The following is a 14,053-nucleotide window of genomic DNA, read 5'->3' on the forward strand; positions in this document are numbered from 1 at the left end:
CGGAAGACGAACACGCGGCCCATCACGGTGGCGGAGAAAAGTCCGCGGCCGATCAGCAGAGCACCGGCCTGCTGTATGTGGTGGATACGACCACCCATGCCATCGTGCGCAAGCTGGAAGTTCCCGGCCCGGTTCACCATGGCGCGCTGAACTCATGCAGCGCCGCGATGGCGTCGGCCTCGGACGCCGCATCCTGTTCCTTTTTCAGGGCAGCGAGCACCTGCGTCACGACCTCCGGCGTCTGCAGAATGCGGCGGACCTCGGTCACGACGGCATCCTCGACCATTCCGGCGGCCAGCCGCATCGGTGCGGTTTCTTCGCCGGTCTCGCGGTTCCGGATCACGTCCATCGACACGTAGTAGCGGTAAAGCTTCGCGCCCTTCTTGGTGCTGGTGGGTGTCATGGCGGCGCCGGTGTCGCTGAAGATCAGCCCCTTCAGAAGAGCGGGGGTCCGCGACCGGCTGTTGTTGGCACGTTTGCGGGGGCTTTCCCGCAGGATGGCATGGACCCGATCCCAGAGATCTTGGTCGATGATGGCGTCGTGCTCCCCGGGGTAAGCCGTGCCCTTGTGGAAGGGCTCACCGCGATAGACGCGATTGTTGAGCAGACGGTAGAGGTAGCCCTTGTCGATCAGCGTGCCCTGCTTGTTACGAAACTCGTCGCGTCTTAATTCGCGGGCCAGTACGTTGGCGGAGCCCAGTTCGACAAACCGCTGGAAGATCTGGCGGACAGATGCGGCCTCGGCGTCGTTCACCACCGGAACTAAACCGCGACAAGACCAGTCCTTGTCATAGTCGTTTTCGATTTGCATGACCTTGTCGCCTGGCGCGAAGGTCCAACCGAAGCGCTCTACTTTCTTGTCCCCTGCGGGATTCAGGGCCGCCTGAAGCCCAATGTTTAGCGACCGTGCGCCCACACCGCCACGGTTCATCGGGCAGAGGACCTGGATGTCTTTAATCGGATCGAAGCCGAAGCGGCGTGGGATGCGCTTGGCGACCAGCTCTACGATCCGCGGCACCGCCTGTTCCGGATCGGCTGCAGGCACGAAGTAAAAGTCAGTTTCCCCTTCAGGCGGGGTAAGATCTGGTATGTGCCCTGCATTGATGGCATGCGCCGTGGTGATGATCTTACTCTGCGCAGCCTGCCGGAACACCTCGGTCAGCCGGGCCATTGGCACGGCGCCAGAACCGATGACGTCCGCCAAAACCTGACTGGGACCGACCGAAGGTAGCTGCTCAATGTCGCCCACGATCAGCAGCGCAGCTGCGGTCGGCACAGCCTTCATGAGAGACTGCATTAGCAGCACGTCGACCATCGAGCTCTCGTCTATCACCAGCAGATCACAGTTGAGCGGGTTTTCGTCGTTACGCTTGAAACCAAACGCCTTTGGATCGAATTCCAGCAGCCGGTGAATGGTCTTGGCTTCCGTCATGCGCTTGGCAGCGCGGCCGGTGGGCGCGCAGAGCAATAGCTTCACCGACTTGGCCGCCAGGATGCGCAGGATAGAGTTCACGATCGTCGTCTTGCCCACACCGGGGCCACCGGTGATCACCATGACCTTTGAAGTGAGAGCCAGGCGAACGGCCTTGGCCTGGCTGGCCGCAAGGGTGAGTCCCGTCTTCTGCTCGATCCAAGGCAGAGCTTTGTCGGCATCGATTTCGGGCCAGGGCAGGGGGCCTTTGCGGATCCGGCCCAAATGCTCCGCGATTGCGCGCTCTGCTTGGTAAAGTCCTGTCAGGAAAATGCAGTCGGCATCGCCAACCTTGTCTGTGGTCACCGTGCCCTCTGCAAGCTCTTCCAGCATGGCGCTCTCGATCAATGCCGCTGGAACTTCGAGCAGCTTTTCCGCGAGTCCGATCAACTCCGCCCGCGGCAAGCCGCAATGGCCGTTGCCCAGGCCGGAGGGAACTTGGGGCGCAGGGCAGCGGGGCCTCACTGGCTTGGCTGAGGCTGGTTCGCATTGGTCTGGCGCTACCTCGTTGACTGTTCGCGCAGCAGAATTGAGCGCAGGTCTTTGTGCGGCAGGTTTGCAAAAGTGGTTTTCACGGTCTGGATGGCGGCAGTAATACGTCGTGACAGAGATAGATCATGGTATATTGCGGGCCTACTTTTACTCACACGGCCAAAGTGGCGCTGCCGTCCAGCCTAGAAAATGACAGATGGCAGCCAAGTCGCCAAAGCTGGGACAAACCAGATCAGCAGAACCCCCACGGCCTGCAAGCCAATGAACGGAACGACGCCCGCGTAAATATGGCCCGTTGTCACCTCCTTCGGGGCGGCACCGCGCAGGTAGAACAGCGAAAAACCGAAGGGCGGCGTGAGGAAGCTGGTCTGTAGATTGATCGCGATCAGAATGCCCAGCCAGATCGGATCGTGGCCCATGACGATCAGCGGCGGCACGACCAGCGGCAGCAGGATGACCGAGATCTCCACGAAATCGAGGAAGAACCCCAGGACGAAGATGAACACCATGCTGAAGACCAGCGCCCCGGTCGGCCCGCCCGGCATGCTGAGCAGCAGATGCGCCACCCGCTCTTCGCCGCCAAGCCCGATGAACACCAGCGAGAAGATCCCGGCCGCAAGGATGGTGGCAAAGATCATCGCTGTCATGGTGAGTGTGGAATTAACCGCTTCTTGCACCACGTCATTGCGCAGCGCCGAGCGTAAGGCCAGCGCGATAGCGAGCCCGCCGACGATGGCCAGTAGCACATAGAGCCCGCCAGCGATATACGAGCCCAGCTCCAGATCGCTGCGTTGCAGGCGCACGGGGAAAAGCCCGGCGAATACTCCCAGTGCCACCAGCGCCGCCGTGCCCAGCAGGATGAGCTTGCGACTGATGCCCAGCCGGATCCCGGTCATCAACAGCGCGCCGATAGCGCCGACCGACGCCGCCTCTGTCGGGGTGGCGATGCCGCCCAGAATGGCGCCCAGAACGGCAAAAATCAGCAGGATCGGCGGTATGATCGCGCCGATCACCTCAGTGCGATCCGGCCTCGGCTGGTCTAGTGCGGCGGGCGGCATATCCTGCGGGCGCAGGACTCCGCGCACCAGAATATAGATCAGGTAGAGGCATACCAGCAGCAGCCCCGGCACGATGGCCGCGGCAAAGAACTGCCCGACCGACAGTGCCTCGACCGAGAATTTTCCCTGCTCGTATTGTGCCTGCTGAAAGGCATTGGACATGACATCGGCGAGGATGATCAGCAGCGTCGAAGGCGGGATGATCTGCCCCAGCGTCCCGGCGGTGCAGACGATCCCGCTGGCCACGCGCGGATTGTATCCGGTGCGCAGCATCGTGGGCAGGGCGATCATGCCCATCGCCACCACGGTCGCGCCGACGATGCCGGTGGAGGCCGCCAGCAATGCGCCGACCAGCACAACCGAGACGCCGAGGCCGCCGCGCAGCTGGCCAAAGAGCCGCCCCATCGTGTCCAGCAATTCCTCGGCGATGCGGCTCTTCTCCAGTAGTGCGCCCATCAGCACGAAGAGCGGGATAGCGATCAGCACCTGATTGCTGATCAGACCGAACACACGCTGGCCCATCGACCCCAGCAGAGAGATGTCCATCACCCCCAGCATCCAGCCCAGATAGGCAAAGCCGATGCCGACGCCCGCAATGCTGAACGACACCGGAAAACCCGACAAGATAGCGACCATCAGGGCCACGAACATGATCAGGTCGAGATATTCGGTCATTGCGGCGCTTTCGCAGACAAAAGCCGGATCAAAAGCGCAATCGCCTGAAGCATAATGAGGATGCAAAACAGCGGGATCAGGGTCTTGAGCAGGAACACCGCCTCGATACCGCCCACTGAAATCGGCCCTTCAAGGATCTTCCACGAATTGCGGACCGAGGGCCAGGACCAGTAGAGCAGCGCCGCCATCGACGGCAGCAGCAGGAACAGATGGCCAAAGATATCGATCCGCCGCTGGCCCTGCGCGCCGAGCTTGGCAAAGAACACGTCGACGCGGACATGCTTGTCCACCAGCAGCGTATAGCCGGCGCCCAGCATGAAGAGCGTGGCGTGAAAGTAGAGCACGCTTTCCTGCGCGGCGATGGAATTGACGCCAAAGACATAGCGCCCGACCACGATGGCGAACTGGATCAGCACCATGAAGAGGGCCAGCCATCGCACCACATGCGCAACGCCGGAATTGAGACTGTCGATCGCTGCGGCGATGCGGATCATGAGCGTGTCTGTCCCCTTGGCCAGAGCGGTGCGCGGATGGTCCTGCGCACCGCAGCCGGATCAATAGCCGAAAAGATCGGCACGGGCGTTCATCTGGCCGTTATCAGCATAGGTCATATAGCCGCCGACGCTGTCGCGATAACTGACAAAGCTCTCGGTGATGCGCTTGACCAACTCGTCGTCGTTCTGGCGCAGCTCGTCGATCACCTCTTTCGCGGCTTTGCCCATCGCGGTGATGACATCCTCGGGGAACATCCTGACCATGACGCCCTGCTCTTCGACCAGCGATTTCAGCGCGATGGCGTGCTTGGTCGTGTATTCCGTCCAAACCGGATTGTAGAGGCTCTCGCAGGCAAAGCTGACGGCCTGTTTCAGATCGTCGGGCAGCTCGGCATAGGCCGCGCTGTTGACGCCGCACTCTTCTGCCGATGACGGCTCGCCGACGCCGGGCCAGTAGTAATTCTTGGCCACCTGATAGAATCCCAGCGCGGAATCGGTCCAGGGACCGATGAATTCGCCCGCATCCAGCGCGCCGGTTTGCAGCGCCTGGAACATGGCCGGTCCGCTCATCGCTTGAGCGGCGACGCCCAGCTTGGTCATCATCTCCGAGGCAAGGCCCGTCGTGCGGAATTTCATCCCCTTGAGATCCTCGGCCGAGTTCAGCTCGTTGCGGAACCAGCCGCCCCATTGCGGGCCGGAATTGCCGCACAGGAACGGCTTGATGCCAAAGCGACCATACATTTCGTCATAGAGCGCCTGACCGCCACCATACGCCAGCCAGCCGAATTGCTCGTCCGCGCGCAGGCCAAAGGGCTGCGAGCCGAACAGCAGGATGCCTTTGGACTTGGAGCCCCAATAGGCGGGCACGGCGTGATAAAGCTCGGCCGTCCCCTCGCTGACGGCGTCGAACACGCCCGGCCCCGGCACCAGCTCGCCTGCAGCGTACAGCTTGACCTCGATTCGGCCGCCGGACAGCGCGGTGATCCGGTCGGCGAGGTTCTGCGCCGCCACGCCCGGACCGGGCAGGTTCTTGGGCCATGCCGTGACCATCTTCCACTGGCGCTTGTCCTGCGCGATTGCCGGGCTGGCCAGCGCCGTTGCGGCAGCGCCGACTGCGCCGGCCTGAAGGAATTTACGTCTTTGCATGGGGCTCTCCTTGTTGGGTGTCTGTCGCGTCCGTTTTTATAACTGTGTCGGACTTCTTCCTTAGTCTAGACATATAAACGTCAATCCAGCAATCCCCGCGCGATGATCATGCGCGGGGATTGCTGGCGATCCCTCTTGGATGTGGAAAATCTGCGGACCGCCCAAGCAGCGCTCTAACGGGACGTCACGGGTATAGCCCTATCCGCCATGGATGTGCAATTTCGCGACCTGTAACGCGCCTTGCCGCCTCCGAAGAATCGAGCTTTGCCAGGGAGGAGTCTGGCGCAAACTGCTGCCCCGAGCCACGCTTGACCACCGCCTGCATGCCGCCCAGCTACGACAGATACCGCTCGGTCAGAGATCGGGTCAGATCGCAATTCGCGCGAAATGCTTTGAGTCTGTGCTCGGTCGCGCCGAAGATGATGACGGTCACGACAAAGAGGGCCGAGCAGCCGACCATCACACGTTTCAGAATGATCGACAGGACTGCCGTCATTCACTCCATTTTTGTTGGGGTAAATTTTCGCATCTCTCGTTTTATATTCGCCGCGACAACATCCGTTTAGGCTGGCAAGCGCAGGCTGCTGCGCCGTCGTTTGGATCGCCTGCGGCTCTGCTTGGGTGTGCGCGCACTTGGTACGGGATAAAATGCAGACTATAAGCCTTTTGATGCAATCTTATGAGGGCACATCCATGAAATCCACTTACAGGGAGATCAAGGCAGACATCCTGTCCAAGATCACCAAAGGCCATTGGCAGCCGGGCAGTCTGATGCCGAACGAGATCGAGCTGGCGGACATCTATGGCTGTGCGCGCGCGACGGTGAACCGCGCGATGCGCGAATTGGCGGATGATGGAATTATCGAGCGGCGCCGCAAGGCGGGCACACGGGTGCGGGCCAGTCCGATCCGGCAGGCGCGGTTCGACATCCCGCTGGTGCGCCGCGAGATCGAGGAGAAGGGCGCCGAATATCGCTATTCACTGGCCGCGCGCAGTGTCGAGCAGACGCCTGACTGGCTGCGCGAGCGGCTGAATCTGGACGATGGCGCGCGCGCCCTGCACCTTGTCTGTATGCACTATGCGGACGATGATCCCTATCAGCACGAGGATCGCTGGATCAGCCTCGCGACCTTGCCGCAGGCCGAAAAGGCCGATTTTATCCAATCCGGCCCGAACGAGTGGTTGGTCGCGACGATCCCCTTTTCCAATGCCGAGATCAGCTTTTCCGCCACGCTTGCGGACGCGCGGCTGGCCGACTTTCTGGGCAGTCGGCTGGGTGATCCGCTGTTTACGATCGAACGCGCCACGTGGTTTGAGGAGCGCGCGATCACCTATGTGAGGCTGGCCTACCGGCCCGGCCATCGCATGACGACGCGCTACTAGGCGCGTGCGCCCCAGCCTGATGGGGACCGGGGCACCCGGATCACTTGAGGATGCCCGGCAGGTTCAGCCCGTTCTCGCGGGCGCAGTCCAGCGCATCGTCGTAGCCCGCATCGGCGTGGCGCATCACGCCGGTTGCTGGGTCATTCCACAGCACACGGGCGATGCGGCGGTCCGCGTCCTCGCTGCCGTCACAGCAGATCACCATGCCGGAGTGTTGGCTAAATCCCATGCCGACACCGCCGCCGTGATGCAGCGACACCCATGTCGCGCCGGACGCGGTGTTCAGCAATGCGTTCAGCAGCGGCCAGTCCGATACGGCATCCGAGCCGTCCTTCATTGCCTCCGTCTCGCGATTGGGCGACGCGACGGAGCCTGAGTCCAGATGGTCGCGCCCGATCACGATAGGCGCGCTCAGCTCCCCGTTGCGCACCATCTCATTGAAGGCGAGGCCGAGTTTATGACGCACGCCAAGGCCGACCCAGCAGATGCGCGCGGGCAAGCCTTGGAAGCTGATGCGCTCGCGTGCCATATCCAGCCAGTTGTGCAGATGCGTGTCCTCGGACAGGATCTCTTTGACCTTGGCGTCGGTCTTGTAGATGTCCTCGGGATCGCCCGACAGGGCCACCCAGCGGAACGGACCGATACCCCGGCAAAACAGTGGACGGATATAAGCGGGCACAAATCCGGGGAACGCGAAGGCATTCTCCAAGCCCTCCTCCAAGGCGACCTGCCGGATATTGTTGCCATAATCCAGCGTCGGCACGCCCGCGTTCCAGAAATCGACCATTGCGGCGACATGCGTTTTCATCGACGCGCGCGCGGCTTTCTCGACGCTCTTCGGATCGCTCTCACGCTTCTCGCGCCACTGGGCCATGGTCCAGCCCTGCGGCAGATAGCCGTTGATCGGGTCATGCGCGCTGGTCTGGTCGGTGACGATATCGGGACGCACGCCGCGCCTCACGAGCTCGGGGAATACGTCAGCGGCGTTGCCCAGCAGGCCCACGGATTTTGCCTCGCCCGCCGCAGTCCAGCGCTCAATCATCTCCAGCGCGTCGTCCAGCGTATCGGCCCGCTCGTCGACATAGCGGGTGCGCAGGCGGAAATCTATGCTGTCGGGGTTGCACTCCACCGCAAGGCAGCAGGCGCTGGCCATCACGGCCGCCAGTGGCTGCGCGCCGCCCATACCGCCAAGGCCACCCGTCAGGATCCACTTGCCCTTGAGCGAGCCATCATAATGCTGGCGGCCCGCCTCGACGAACGTCTCGTAAGTGCCCTGCACGATGCCTTGGCTACCGATATAAATCCAAGATCCGGCGGTCATCTGGCCATACATCGCCAGACCCTTCTTATCCAGCTCGTTGAAGTGGTCCCACGTCGCCCAATGCGGCACCAGATTGCTGTTGGCGATCAGAACGCGCGGCGCGTCCTTATGCGTCTGGAACACGCCCACAGGCTTGCCAGACTGAACCAGCAGCGTCTGGTCCTCTTCCAGCTCCTTGAGGCTGGCGACGATCTGGTCAAAGTCGGCCCAGGTGCGCGCGGCGCGCCCGATACCGCCATAAACGACCAGTTCATGCGGGTTCTCGGCCACGTCAGGATGCAGATTGTTCATCAGCATCCGCATGGGCGCCTCGGTCATCCAGCTCTTGGCGGTGATCTCAGATCCGGTCGCGGGATAGACGTCGCGGGTGTTCTTGCGGGGATCATCGCTCATGTGGTGCCTCCGGGTGTTTTGGACAGGGTCAGGGCCAGATTGGCCAATGTGGTCAGGATCTTGCGCAGATGGGTGCGTAGGCGCTCCGCCTTGGCGGTGTCATAGGTCCAAGGCGCGGCCTCGACGGCTAGGTATGCGGACTGGGCCAGCTCCATCTGGATCGTGTGGAAGCTCTGCTCGGGCTGGCTATAGTGGCGCGTGGTCCAGCCTCCTCTGAAGCGACCGTTGAGAACATGGCTGAAGCCTTCGGCATCTGCGCAGACCTCTCGCACAGCTTCCTCGATAGACGGATTGCACGTCGTGCCATTGTCGGTGCCGATGTTGAAATCTGGCAGTGTGCCGTCGAAGAGGAAGGGGATCTGTGATCGTATCGAATGACAGTCATAGTGGATGGCGATCCCGTGGATCGCGCGCACACGGTCCATCTCGGCACGCATGGCACCATGATAGGGTGCGTGATAGGCGATGCGGCGCGCCTCGATCTCATCCGAGTCTGGCGCGCTGTTCCAGATGTCATGACCGTCAAAGTCGGTCAGCGGCACGAGGCCGGTGGTATTCTGGCCCGGATAAAGCGACATGCCCGACGGATCCCGATTGACGTCGATGACATAGCGATGGTGCGTCGCACGCACCGTCGTCGCGCCGGGCAGAAGGCCATTATAAAGGGTGTGGATGTGCCAGTCGGTATCGGCAAGCTCGCGTCCGCGCGCGTTGAGATCCGCAAGCACGTCTTGTGGCACATGAGTGCCGGTATGCGGCAGGCCGATGACGATTGGGCTATCTCCGCGTGTGGTCTCAACAGGTGTCATTCGTTTAACTCCGGCAAATTGATGGATGTGGCATCAATGATGGCACCGCTCGCGATCATCTGCGCCGCGCGCTCCAGATCAGGGGCCATGTAGCGATCATCGCCCAGCGTCTCGACCTCTTCGCGCACGCGCGCGACAACGCGCTGCAGAGCCGCGCTGGTCGCCAGAGGCGCGCGGAAATCGATGCCCTGCGCCGCGCATAGCAGCTCCACCCCCAGAATGCGGTTTAGATTGTCCAGCATCGGCATCAGGCGGCGCGCGCCATGCGCGGCCATGCTGACATGGTCCTCCTGATTGGCGGAGGTGGGTGTGCTGTCGGTCACGCAAGGGTTCGCCAGATGCTTGTTCTCGCTCATTAGCGCGGCAGTGGTGACTTCGGCGATCATATAGCCCGAGTTCAGGCCGGGGCGCGGCGTCAGGAACGGCGGCAAGTTGAAGCTGAGAACCGGATCGACGATCAGCGCGACACGGCGCTGGGCGATGGCGCCGATCTCGGCGATGGCCAGCGCGATCATGTCGGCGGCAAAACCCACTGGCTCGGCGTGGAAATTCCCGCCCGACACGATCAGATCGGCGCCCACCAGAACCAGCGGATTGTCGGTGGCCGCATTGGCCTCGATCTCCAGCGTCTTGGCGGCCATGCGCAGCACGTCCATCGCTGCGCCCGTGACCTGCGGCTGGCAGCGGATGCAATAGGGGTCCTGCACGCGGGCATCGCAATCCACATGGCTCTCGCGGATTTCCGATCCGGCCAGCAGCGCGCGCATCGTCTCGCTGGCCTCGATCTGGCCTCGATGGCCGCGCAGCGCGTGGATTTCAGGATGCAGCGGGGCGGTCGAGCCCATGATCGCGTCCGTGGACAGCGCCGATGTCACCAGCGCCGAATGCGCACCGCGCCACGCGCCGAAAAGGCCGGCCAGCGCGAAGGCCGTGGAAAATTGCGTGCCATTTATCAGCGCGAGGCCTTCTTTTGGGCCCAGCTCAACCGGCGTCAGGCCAGCGGCGGCCAGCGCGCCCGCACCCGGCATCACGCGGCCCTCATACTCGGCCTCGCCGTGGCCCATCATTGCGGCGGCCATATGCGCCAGCGGGGCCAGATCGCCAGATGCGCCGGCCGAGCCTTGGGCCGGGATCACAGGCGTCACGCCCTTCGAAAGCATCGCCTCCAGAAGATCGACCAGCTCCAGCCGCACGCCGGACGCGCCGCGCCCGAGGCTGAGCAGCTTCAGCGCCATCAGCAGCCGCGCATGGCGGCGCGGGATCGCATCGCCGACGCCGCAGCAATGCGACAGGATCAGGTTGCGCTGGAGGGTCGCGGTATCCTCGGGCGCGATCTGAACGCTGGCCAGCTTGCCAAAGCCGGTGTTCACGCCGTAAACTGCATCCGTTCCGGCCACGGCCCGCGCGATGCAGGCATGCGCCCGCTCGATATCGGGGCGGCAGGCCGGATCAAGGCGCACGGACTCCTCGGACCAGTAGACCTGCGCCAGATGATCCACGGTAACGGCGCCGGGCGTCAGGGTAAGCGTGGTCACGAAATGCCTCCGAAAATGCGGGAATGAGCTGGATTGAAGCCGATGCGATACGCCAGCTCGGCGGGGGTTTTTACATCCCAGACCGCCAGATCGGCGCGCATTCCGGCGGCGATCTGGCCACAATCATTGAGGCCAAGGGCAGCGGCGGCGTGGCGCGTGACGCCTGTCAGCGCCTCCTCGGGCGTCATGCGGAAGAGGGTGCAGGCCATGTTCATCGTCAGCAAAAGCGACGTCATCGGCGATGAGCCGGGATTGCAATCGCTGGCCAGCGCCATGGGCACGCCGTGCTGGCGCAAGGCCGCGATGGGCGGTGCCTGCGTTTCGCGCAGCGTGTAGAACGCGCCGGGCAGAATGACGGCAATGGTGCCGGCGCCCGCCATGGCGATGACGCCGTCCTCGTCCAGATATTCGATATGATCGGCGGACAGCGCGCCATAGCGTGCGGCCAGTTTCGCGCCGCCCAGATTGGACAGCTGCTCGGCATGCAGCTTGACCGGCAGGCCCAGCTCCTGCGCCACGTCAAAGACGCGCGCGATCTGGTCCGGCAAGAATGCGATCCCTTCGCAAAAGCCATCGACCGCATCGACCAGCCCTTCGGCATGGGCGGCGCGCAGGGCGGGGATGCAAACCTCGTCGATATAGGCGTCCGGCCTGCCCTTATATTCGGCGGGCACCGCATGGGCGCCGAGAAAGGTAGTCAAGACCCGCACAGGCCGCTGATGTTCGATCGCGCGCGCCGCGCGCATCATCCGCAGCTCCGTCTCGCGGTCCAGCCCGTAGCCGGATTTGATCTCCAGTACAGTGACACCCTCGGCCAGCAGGGCGTCGACGCGCGGCAGGGCGCTGGCAATCAGATCATCCAGATCCGCCGCGCGCGTCGCAGTCACCGTCGATACGATGCCGCCCCCGGCGCGCGCGACCTCCTCGTAGCTGGCGCCGTTCAGCCGCATCTCGAATTCGGCCGCGCGGTCGCCGCCATGCACGATATGGGTGTGGCAGTCGATCAGGCCGGGCGTGACGAGGCGCCCGCCCAGACTGGTGCGGGCCGCGCCCTCATACGCGGCAGGCAGATCCGGCAGCGGCCCGGCCCATGCAATACGTCCGCCCTTGGTGGCTATGGCCGCGTTTGGGATCAGCCCATAAGCCTCGCCATTCGGGGTCATCGTGGCGGCCGTCAAATCGACGTAGAGGGTACTGAGATCTGTCATATACTGTCCCGAATGGCTGAGTTTTCGCTGTTCCAGCGTAGGCCCTTGCATTATATGTCTATACATAAAATTCCGAAAGGCGGTCAAATGATTTTCGCAAAACAGGCGCTTCTGGCGGACGGATGGGCCCGCGATGTGCGACTTAGCATAGAGGCGGGCACGATCACAGACGCGGTGCCGGACGCATCGGCGCAGCTCGGCGATACCCGCGTTGACACGCTTCTGCCCAGCCTCGCTAACCTGCACAGCCACAGCTTTCAGCGAGCGATGGCGGGCATGACCGAATACCGGATGGCCGGCAAGGACAGCTTCTGGACATGGCGCGACCTGATGTATCGCTTCACCGCACATCTTAGCCCTGAGCATATCGAGGCGATTGCCGCCTTTGTCTTTCTTCAGATGCAGGAGGCCGGCTATGCCAGCGTGGGCGAGTTTCACTATCTGCATCACCAGCCGGGTGGCGCGCCTTATGCGGATCTGGGCGAGCTGTCGGCGTGCATCGCCGCCGCTGCGCAGACGACGGGCATCGGCCTGACGCATCTGCCGGTGCTCTATACCTATGGCGGTGCGGGGCAGGCCGATTTGCAGGCCGGACAGGCGCGGTTCGGCAATTGCGTCGATCGCTTTGGCGAGCTGGTCGCGCGAGCGCGCCATGCCGTCTCGGCGCTACCCGGCGATTGCCGCGTCGGTATCGCGCCCCATTCGCTGCGCGCCACATCGCCGGGTGATCTGGCCGCTGCGCTGGACGCACATGAGGGCGGCCCGGTGCATATCCACATCGCCGAGCAGCCCAAGGAGGTCGCCGATATCGAAGGCTGGCTGGGCGCGCGGCCCGTTGAATGGCTGTTGGCCAACGCCAAGGTCGCGCGCGAATGGTGCCTGATCCACGCGACCCACATGACGGACGCCGAGACACGCGCCATGGCCGCCTCTGGCGCCGTGGCTGGCCTGTGCCCGATAACCGAGGCCAATCTTGGCGACGGCCCGTTCAACGGCCCCGCCTATTTGCAGGCAGGCGGCGCATTCGGCATCGGATCGGACTCCAACGTGCTGATTTCGCTGACTGAGGAACTGCGCACGCTGGAGTACTCCCAGCGCCTGCGCGACGTGGCGCGCAACGTCATGGTGGTCGGCGAAGGGTCCGTCGGCGAGGTGCTCTACACCGGTGCCGCGCGCGGCGGCGCGCAGGCGCTGGGGCGCAAGGCCGGCACTATTGAGGTCGGACAGCTGGCGGATCTGGTGGCGATCGACAGCACGGATCCGGCTCTGGTCGCCTTGCAACAGTCACAGCTGCTGGATGGCCTTGCCTTTGCCGCGAAGGACAGCGTCGTCACCGATGTCTGGTCCGCGGGGCGCCATGCGGTCAAAGGCGGGCGGCACATTGCGCGCGATCAGATCGTCGCGCGTTATCGCGCCGCGATGGCCAGTTTGATGGCGTCGCTCTGATCGAGATATCGCAAGGTAATCTCGAGGACGGCGTCGCCCTCTGCCAGCGCCAGATCGGCGGGCACCGCCGTGAAAACGGTGTCTGCCGTGGCCAGCGCCTGCCCGTCCATCCGGGGGCGTCCCGACAGGACATGCAGCGCGGTGAGACCGCTTGGCTGCGGGATCACTGCGCCCTGTTCCGGTCCGCGCCGCACGCGCGCGGCGCCGTCGCATAGTGCGGGATCGAACATCAGGTTGAAATCTGTCAATGGCCCGTCCAGCAGCCGCGACGAGACGGCCAGCCCTCCGTCAAATTCCACTGGCTCGAAAAGAGCGGCGCGCAAGGCGCCGCCGGGATGCACAAGGTCCATCCCCGCCCCCGATACCACCGTCAGGATACGGCGCAGGATGTCCACCTCAAGTCCTGCGGCGGTAACGGTGACGCGCCGGACGAGAAGCTGGATGATCCGAGCCTGCTCGGCCGGGAACAGCTGCGCCCATATGCTGGTGACGGCCGATGGTCGCTATGCCGTCTCGACTCATCCCATGGGGGGCGGCATCAGCGTCGTCTCGCTGGATTCCGGAAAGCTTGTCGAGACGGTGGCAACGGGGCCGAATCCAAACTACGTCGTCGAAAGCGAAG

General features: G+C 63.4%; 13 protein-coding genes. 3 read left to right on the forward strand and 10 right to left on the reverse strand.

The window, feature by feature from the left end; genetic code table 11:
* Window positions 1-133: 133 nt before the first annotated feature.
* The 5 genes from ACESMD_RS00345 to ACESMD_RS00365 form a co-directional block, all read right to left on the reverse strand.
* The gene (locus tag ACESMD_RS00345) at window positions 134-1,804 is read right to left on the reverse strand and encodes an AAA family ATPase (protein ID WP_372609314.1); all 1,671 of its coding nucleotides are present in this window, start codon (window positions 1,802-1,804) and stop codon (window positions 134-136) included.
* Between the two features lie 341 nt (window positions 1,805-2,145).
* Window positions 2,146-3,696, reverse strand: a complete 1,551-nt coding sequence (locus ACESMD_RS00350) for a TRAP transporter large permease subunit (protein ID WP_372609315.1) — start codon at window positions 3,694-3,696, stop codon at window positions 2,146-2,148.
* Window positions 3,693-4,190, reverse strand: coding sequence for a TRAP transporter small permease subunit (locus ACESMD_RS00355; protein ID WP_372609316.1), 498 nt, complete (start codon window positions 4,188-4,190; stop codon window positions 3,693-3,695). Before ACESMD_RS00355 ends, ACESMD_RS00350 begins: the two co-directional genes overlap by 4 nt.
* Window positions 4,191-4,250: 60 nt before the next feature.
* Window positions 4,251-5,336: a TRAP transporter substrate-binding protein gene (locus ACESMD_RS00360; protein WP_372609317.1), complete on the reverse strand. Its 1,086-nt coding sequence runs from the start codon at window positions 5,334-5,336 to the stop codon at window positions 4,251-4,253.
* 334 nt (window positions 5,337-5,670) lie between these two features.
* On the reverse strand, window positions 5,671-5,832 hold the full coding sequence (locus tag ACESMD_RS00365) for a hypothetical protein (protein WP_372609318.1): 162 nt from the start codon (window positions 5,830-5,832) through the stop codon (window positions 5,671-5,673).
* A gap of 197 nt (window positions 5,833-6,029) precedes the next feature.
* On the opposite strand from ACESMD_RS00365, the gene ACESMD_RS00370 reads away from it, so the two are divergent.
* Window positions 6,030-6,719: a UTRA domain-containing protein gene (locus ACESMD_RS00370; RefSeq protein WP_372609319.1), complete on the forward strand. Its 690-nt coding sequence runs from the start codon at window positions 6,030-6,032 to the stop codon at window positions 6,717-6,719.
* 40 nt (window positions 6,720-6,759) lie between these two features.
* Here the strand turns inward: ACESMD_RS00370 and hutU are convergent, their stop codons facing one another.
* Genes hutU through hutI form a run of 4 tightly spaced genes read right to left on the reverse strand, consistent with a single transcriptional unit; the run spans window position 6,760 to window position 11,985 of the window.
* Entirely contained in the window at window positions 6,760-8,433 is a 1,674-nt protein-coding gene (hutU, locus tag ACESMD_RS00375; protein WP_372609320.1) for a urocanate hydratase, read from the reverse strand.
* The gene (gene hutG, locus ACESMD_RS00380) at window positions 8,430-9,242 is read right to left on the reverse strand and encodes an N-formylglutamate deformylase (RefSeq protein WP_372609321.1); all 813 of its coding nucleotides are present in this window, start codon (window positions 9,240-9,242) and stop codon (window positions 8,430-8,432) included. The genes hutU and hutG overlap by 4 nt, the downstream gene beginning before the upstream one ends.
* Window positions 9,239-10,777: a histidine ammonia-lyase gene (gene hutH / locus ACESMD_RS00385; RefSeq protein ID WP_372609322.1), complete on the reverse strand. Its 1,539-nt coding sequence runs from the start codon at window positions 10,775-10,777 to the stop codon at window positions 9,239-9,241. Before hutH ends, hutG begins: the two co-directional genes overlap by 4 nt.
* On the reverse strand, window positions 10,774-11,985 hold the full coding sequence (gene hutI / locus ACESMD_RS00390) for an imidazolonepropionase (RefSeq protein WP_372609323.1): 1,212 nt from the start codon (window positions 11,983-11,985) through the stop codon (window positions 10,774-10,776). The genes hutH and hutI overlap by 4 nt, the downstream gene beginning before the upstream one ends.
* 87 nt (window positions 11,986-12,072) lie before the next feature.
* On the opposite strand from hutI, the gene ACESMD_RS00395 reads away from it, so the two are divergent.
* Window positions 12,073-13,431, forward strand: a complete 1,359-nt coding sequence (locus ACESMD_RS00395; RefSeq protein WP_372609324.1) for a formimidoylglutamate deiminase — start codon at window positions 12,073-12,075, stop codon at window positions 13,429-13,431.
* Here ACESMD_RS00395 and ACESMD_RS00400 read toward each other — a convergent pair.
* Window positions 13,392-13,826, reverse strand: a complete 435-nt coding sequence (locus tag ACESMD_RS00400) for a HutD family protein (RefSeq protein ID WP_372609325.1) — start codon at window positions 13,824-13,826, stop codon at window positions 13,392-13,394. The two genes, ACESMD_RS00395 and ACESMD_RS00400, sit on opposite strands and share 40 nt — an antisense overlap.
* Window positions 13,827-13,872: 46 nt before the next feature.
* On the opposite strand from ACESMD_RS00400, the gene ACESMD_RS00405 reads away from it, so the two are divergent.
* Window positions 13,873-14,053: hypothetical protein (locus ACESMD_RS00405; protein WP_372609326.1), on the forward strand; the 181-nt coding region annotated here is incomplete at its 3' end.

It is taken from the genome of Halomonas sp. (genome assembly GCF_041689495.1).
Classification (GTDB): Bacteria; Pseudomonadota; Gammaproteobacteria; order Pseudomonadales; family Halomonadaceae; genus Halomonas.

What these genes read in the sequence shown, in the direction of transcription:
- ACESMD_RS00345 (WP_372609314.1), bottom strand. Translation starts at nt 1,804, where the DNA reads ATGCTGGAAGAGCTTGCAGAGGGCACGGTGACCACAGACAAGGTTGGC.
- ACESMD_RS00350 (WP_372609315.1), bottom strand. Translation starts at nt 3,696, where the DNA reads ATGACCGAATATCTCGACCTGATCATGTTCGTGGCCCTGATGGTCGCT.
- ACESMD_RS00355 (WP_372609316.1), bottom strand. Translation starts at nt 4,190, where the DNA reads ATGATCCGCATCGCCGCAGCGATCGACAGTCTCAATTCCGGCGTTGCG.
- ACESMD_RS00360 (WP_372609317.1), bottom strand. Translation starts at nt 5,336, where the DNA reads ATGCAAAGACGTAAATTCCTTCAGGCCGGCGCAGTCGGCGCTGCCGCA.
- ACESMD_RS00365 (WP_372609318.1), bottom strand. Translation starts at nt 5,832, where the DNA reads ATGACGGCAGTCCTGTCGATCATTCTGAAACGTGTGATGGTCGGCTGC.
- ACESMD_RS00370 (WP_372609319.1), top strand. Translation starts at nt 6,030, where the DNA reads ATGAAATCCACTTACAGGGAGATCAAGGCAGACATCCTGTCCAAGATC.
- hutU (WP_372609320.1), bottom strand. Translation starts at nt 8,433, where the DNA reads ATGAGCGATGATCCCCGCAAGAACACCCGCGACGTCTATCCCGCGACC.
- hutG (WP_372609321.1), bottom strand. Translation starts at nt 9,242, where the DNA reads ATGACACCTGTTGAGACCACACGCGGAGATAGCCCAATCGTCATCGGC.
- hutI (WP_372609323.1), bottom strand. Translation starts at nt 11,985, where the DNA reads ATGACAGATCTCAGTACCCTCTACGTCGATTTGACGGCCGCCACGATG.
- ACESMD_RS00395 (WP_372609324.1), top strand. Translation starts at nt 12,073, where the DNA reads ATGATTTTCGCAAAACAGGCGCTTCTGGCGGACGGATGGGCCCGCGAT.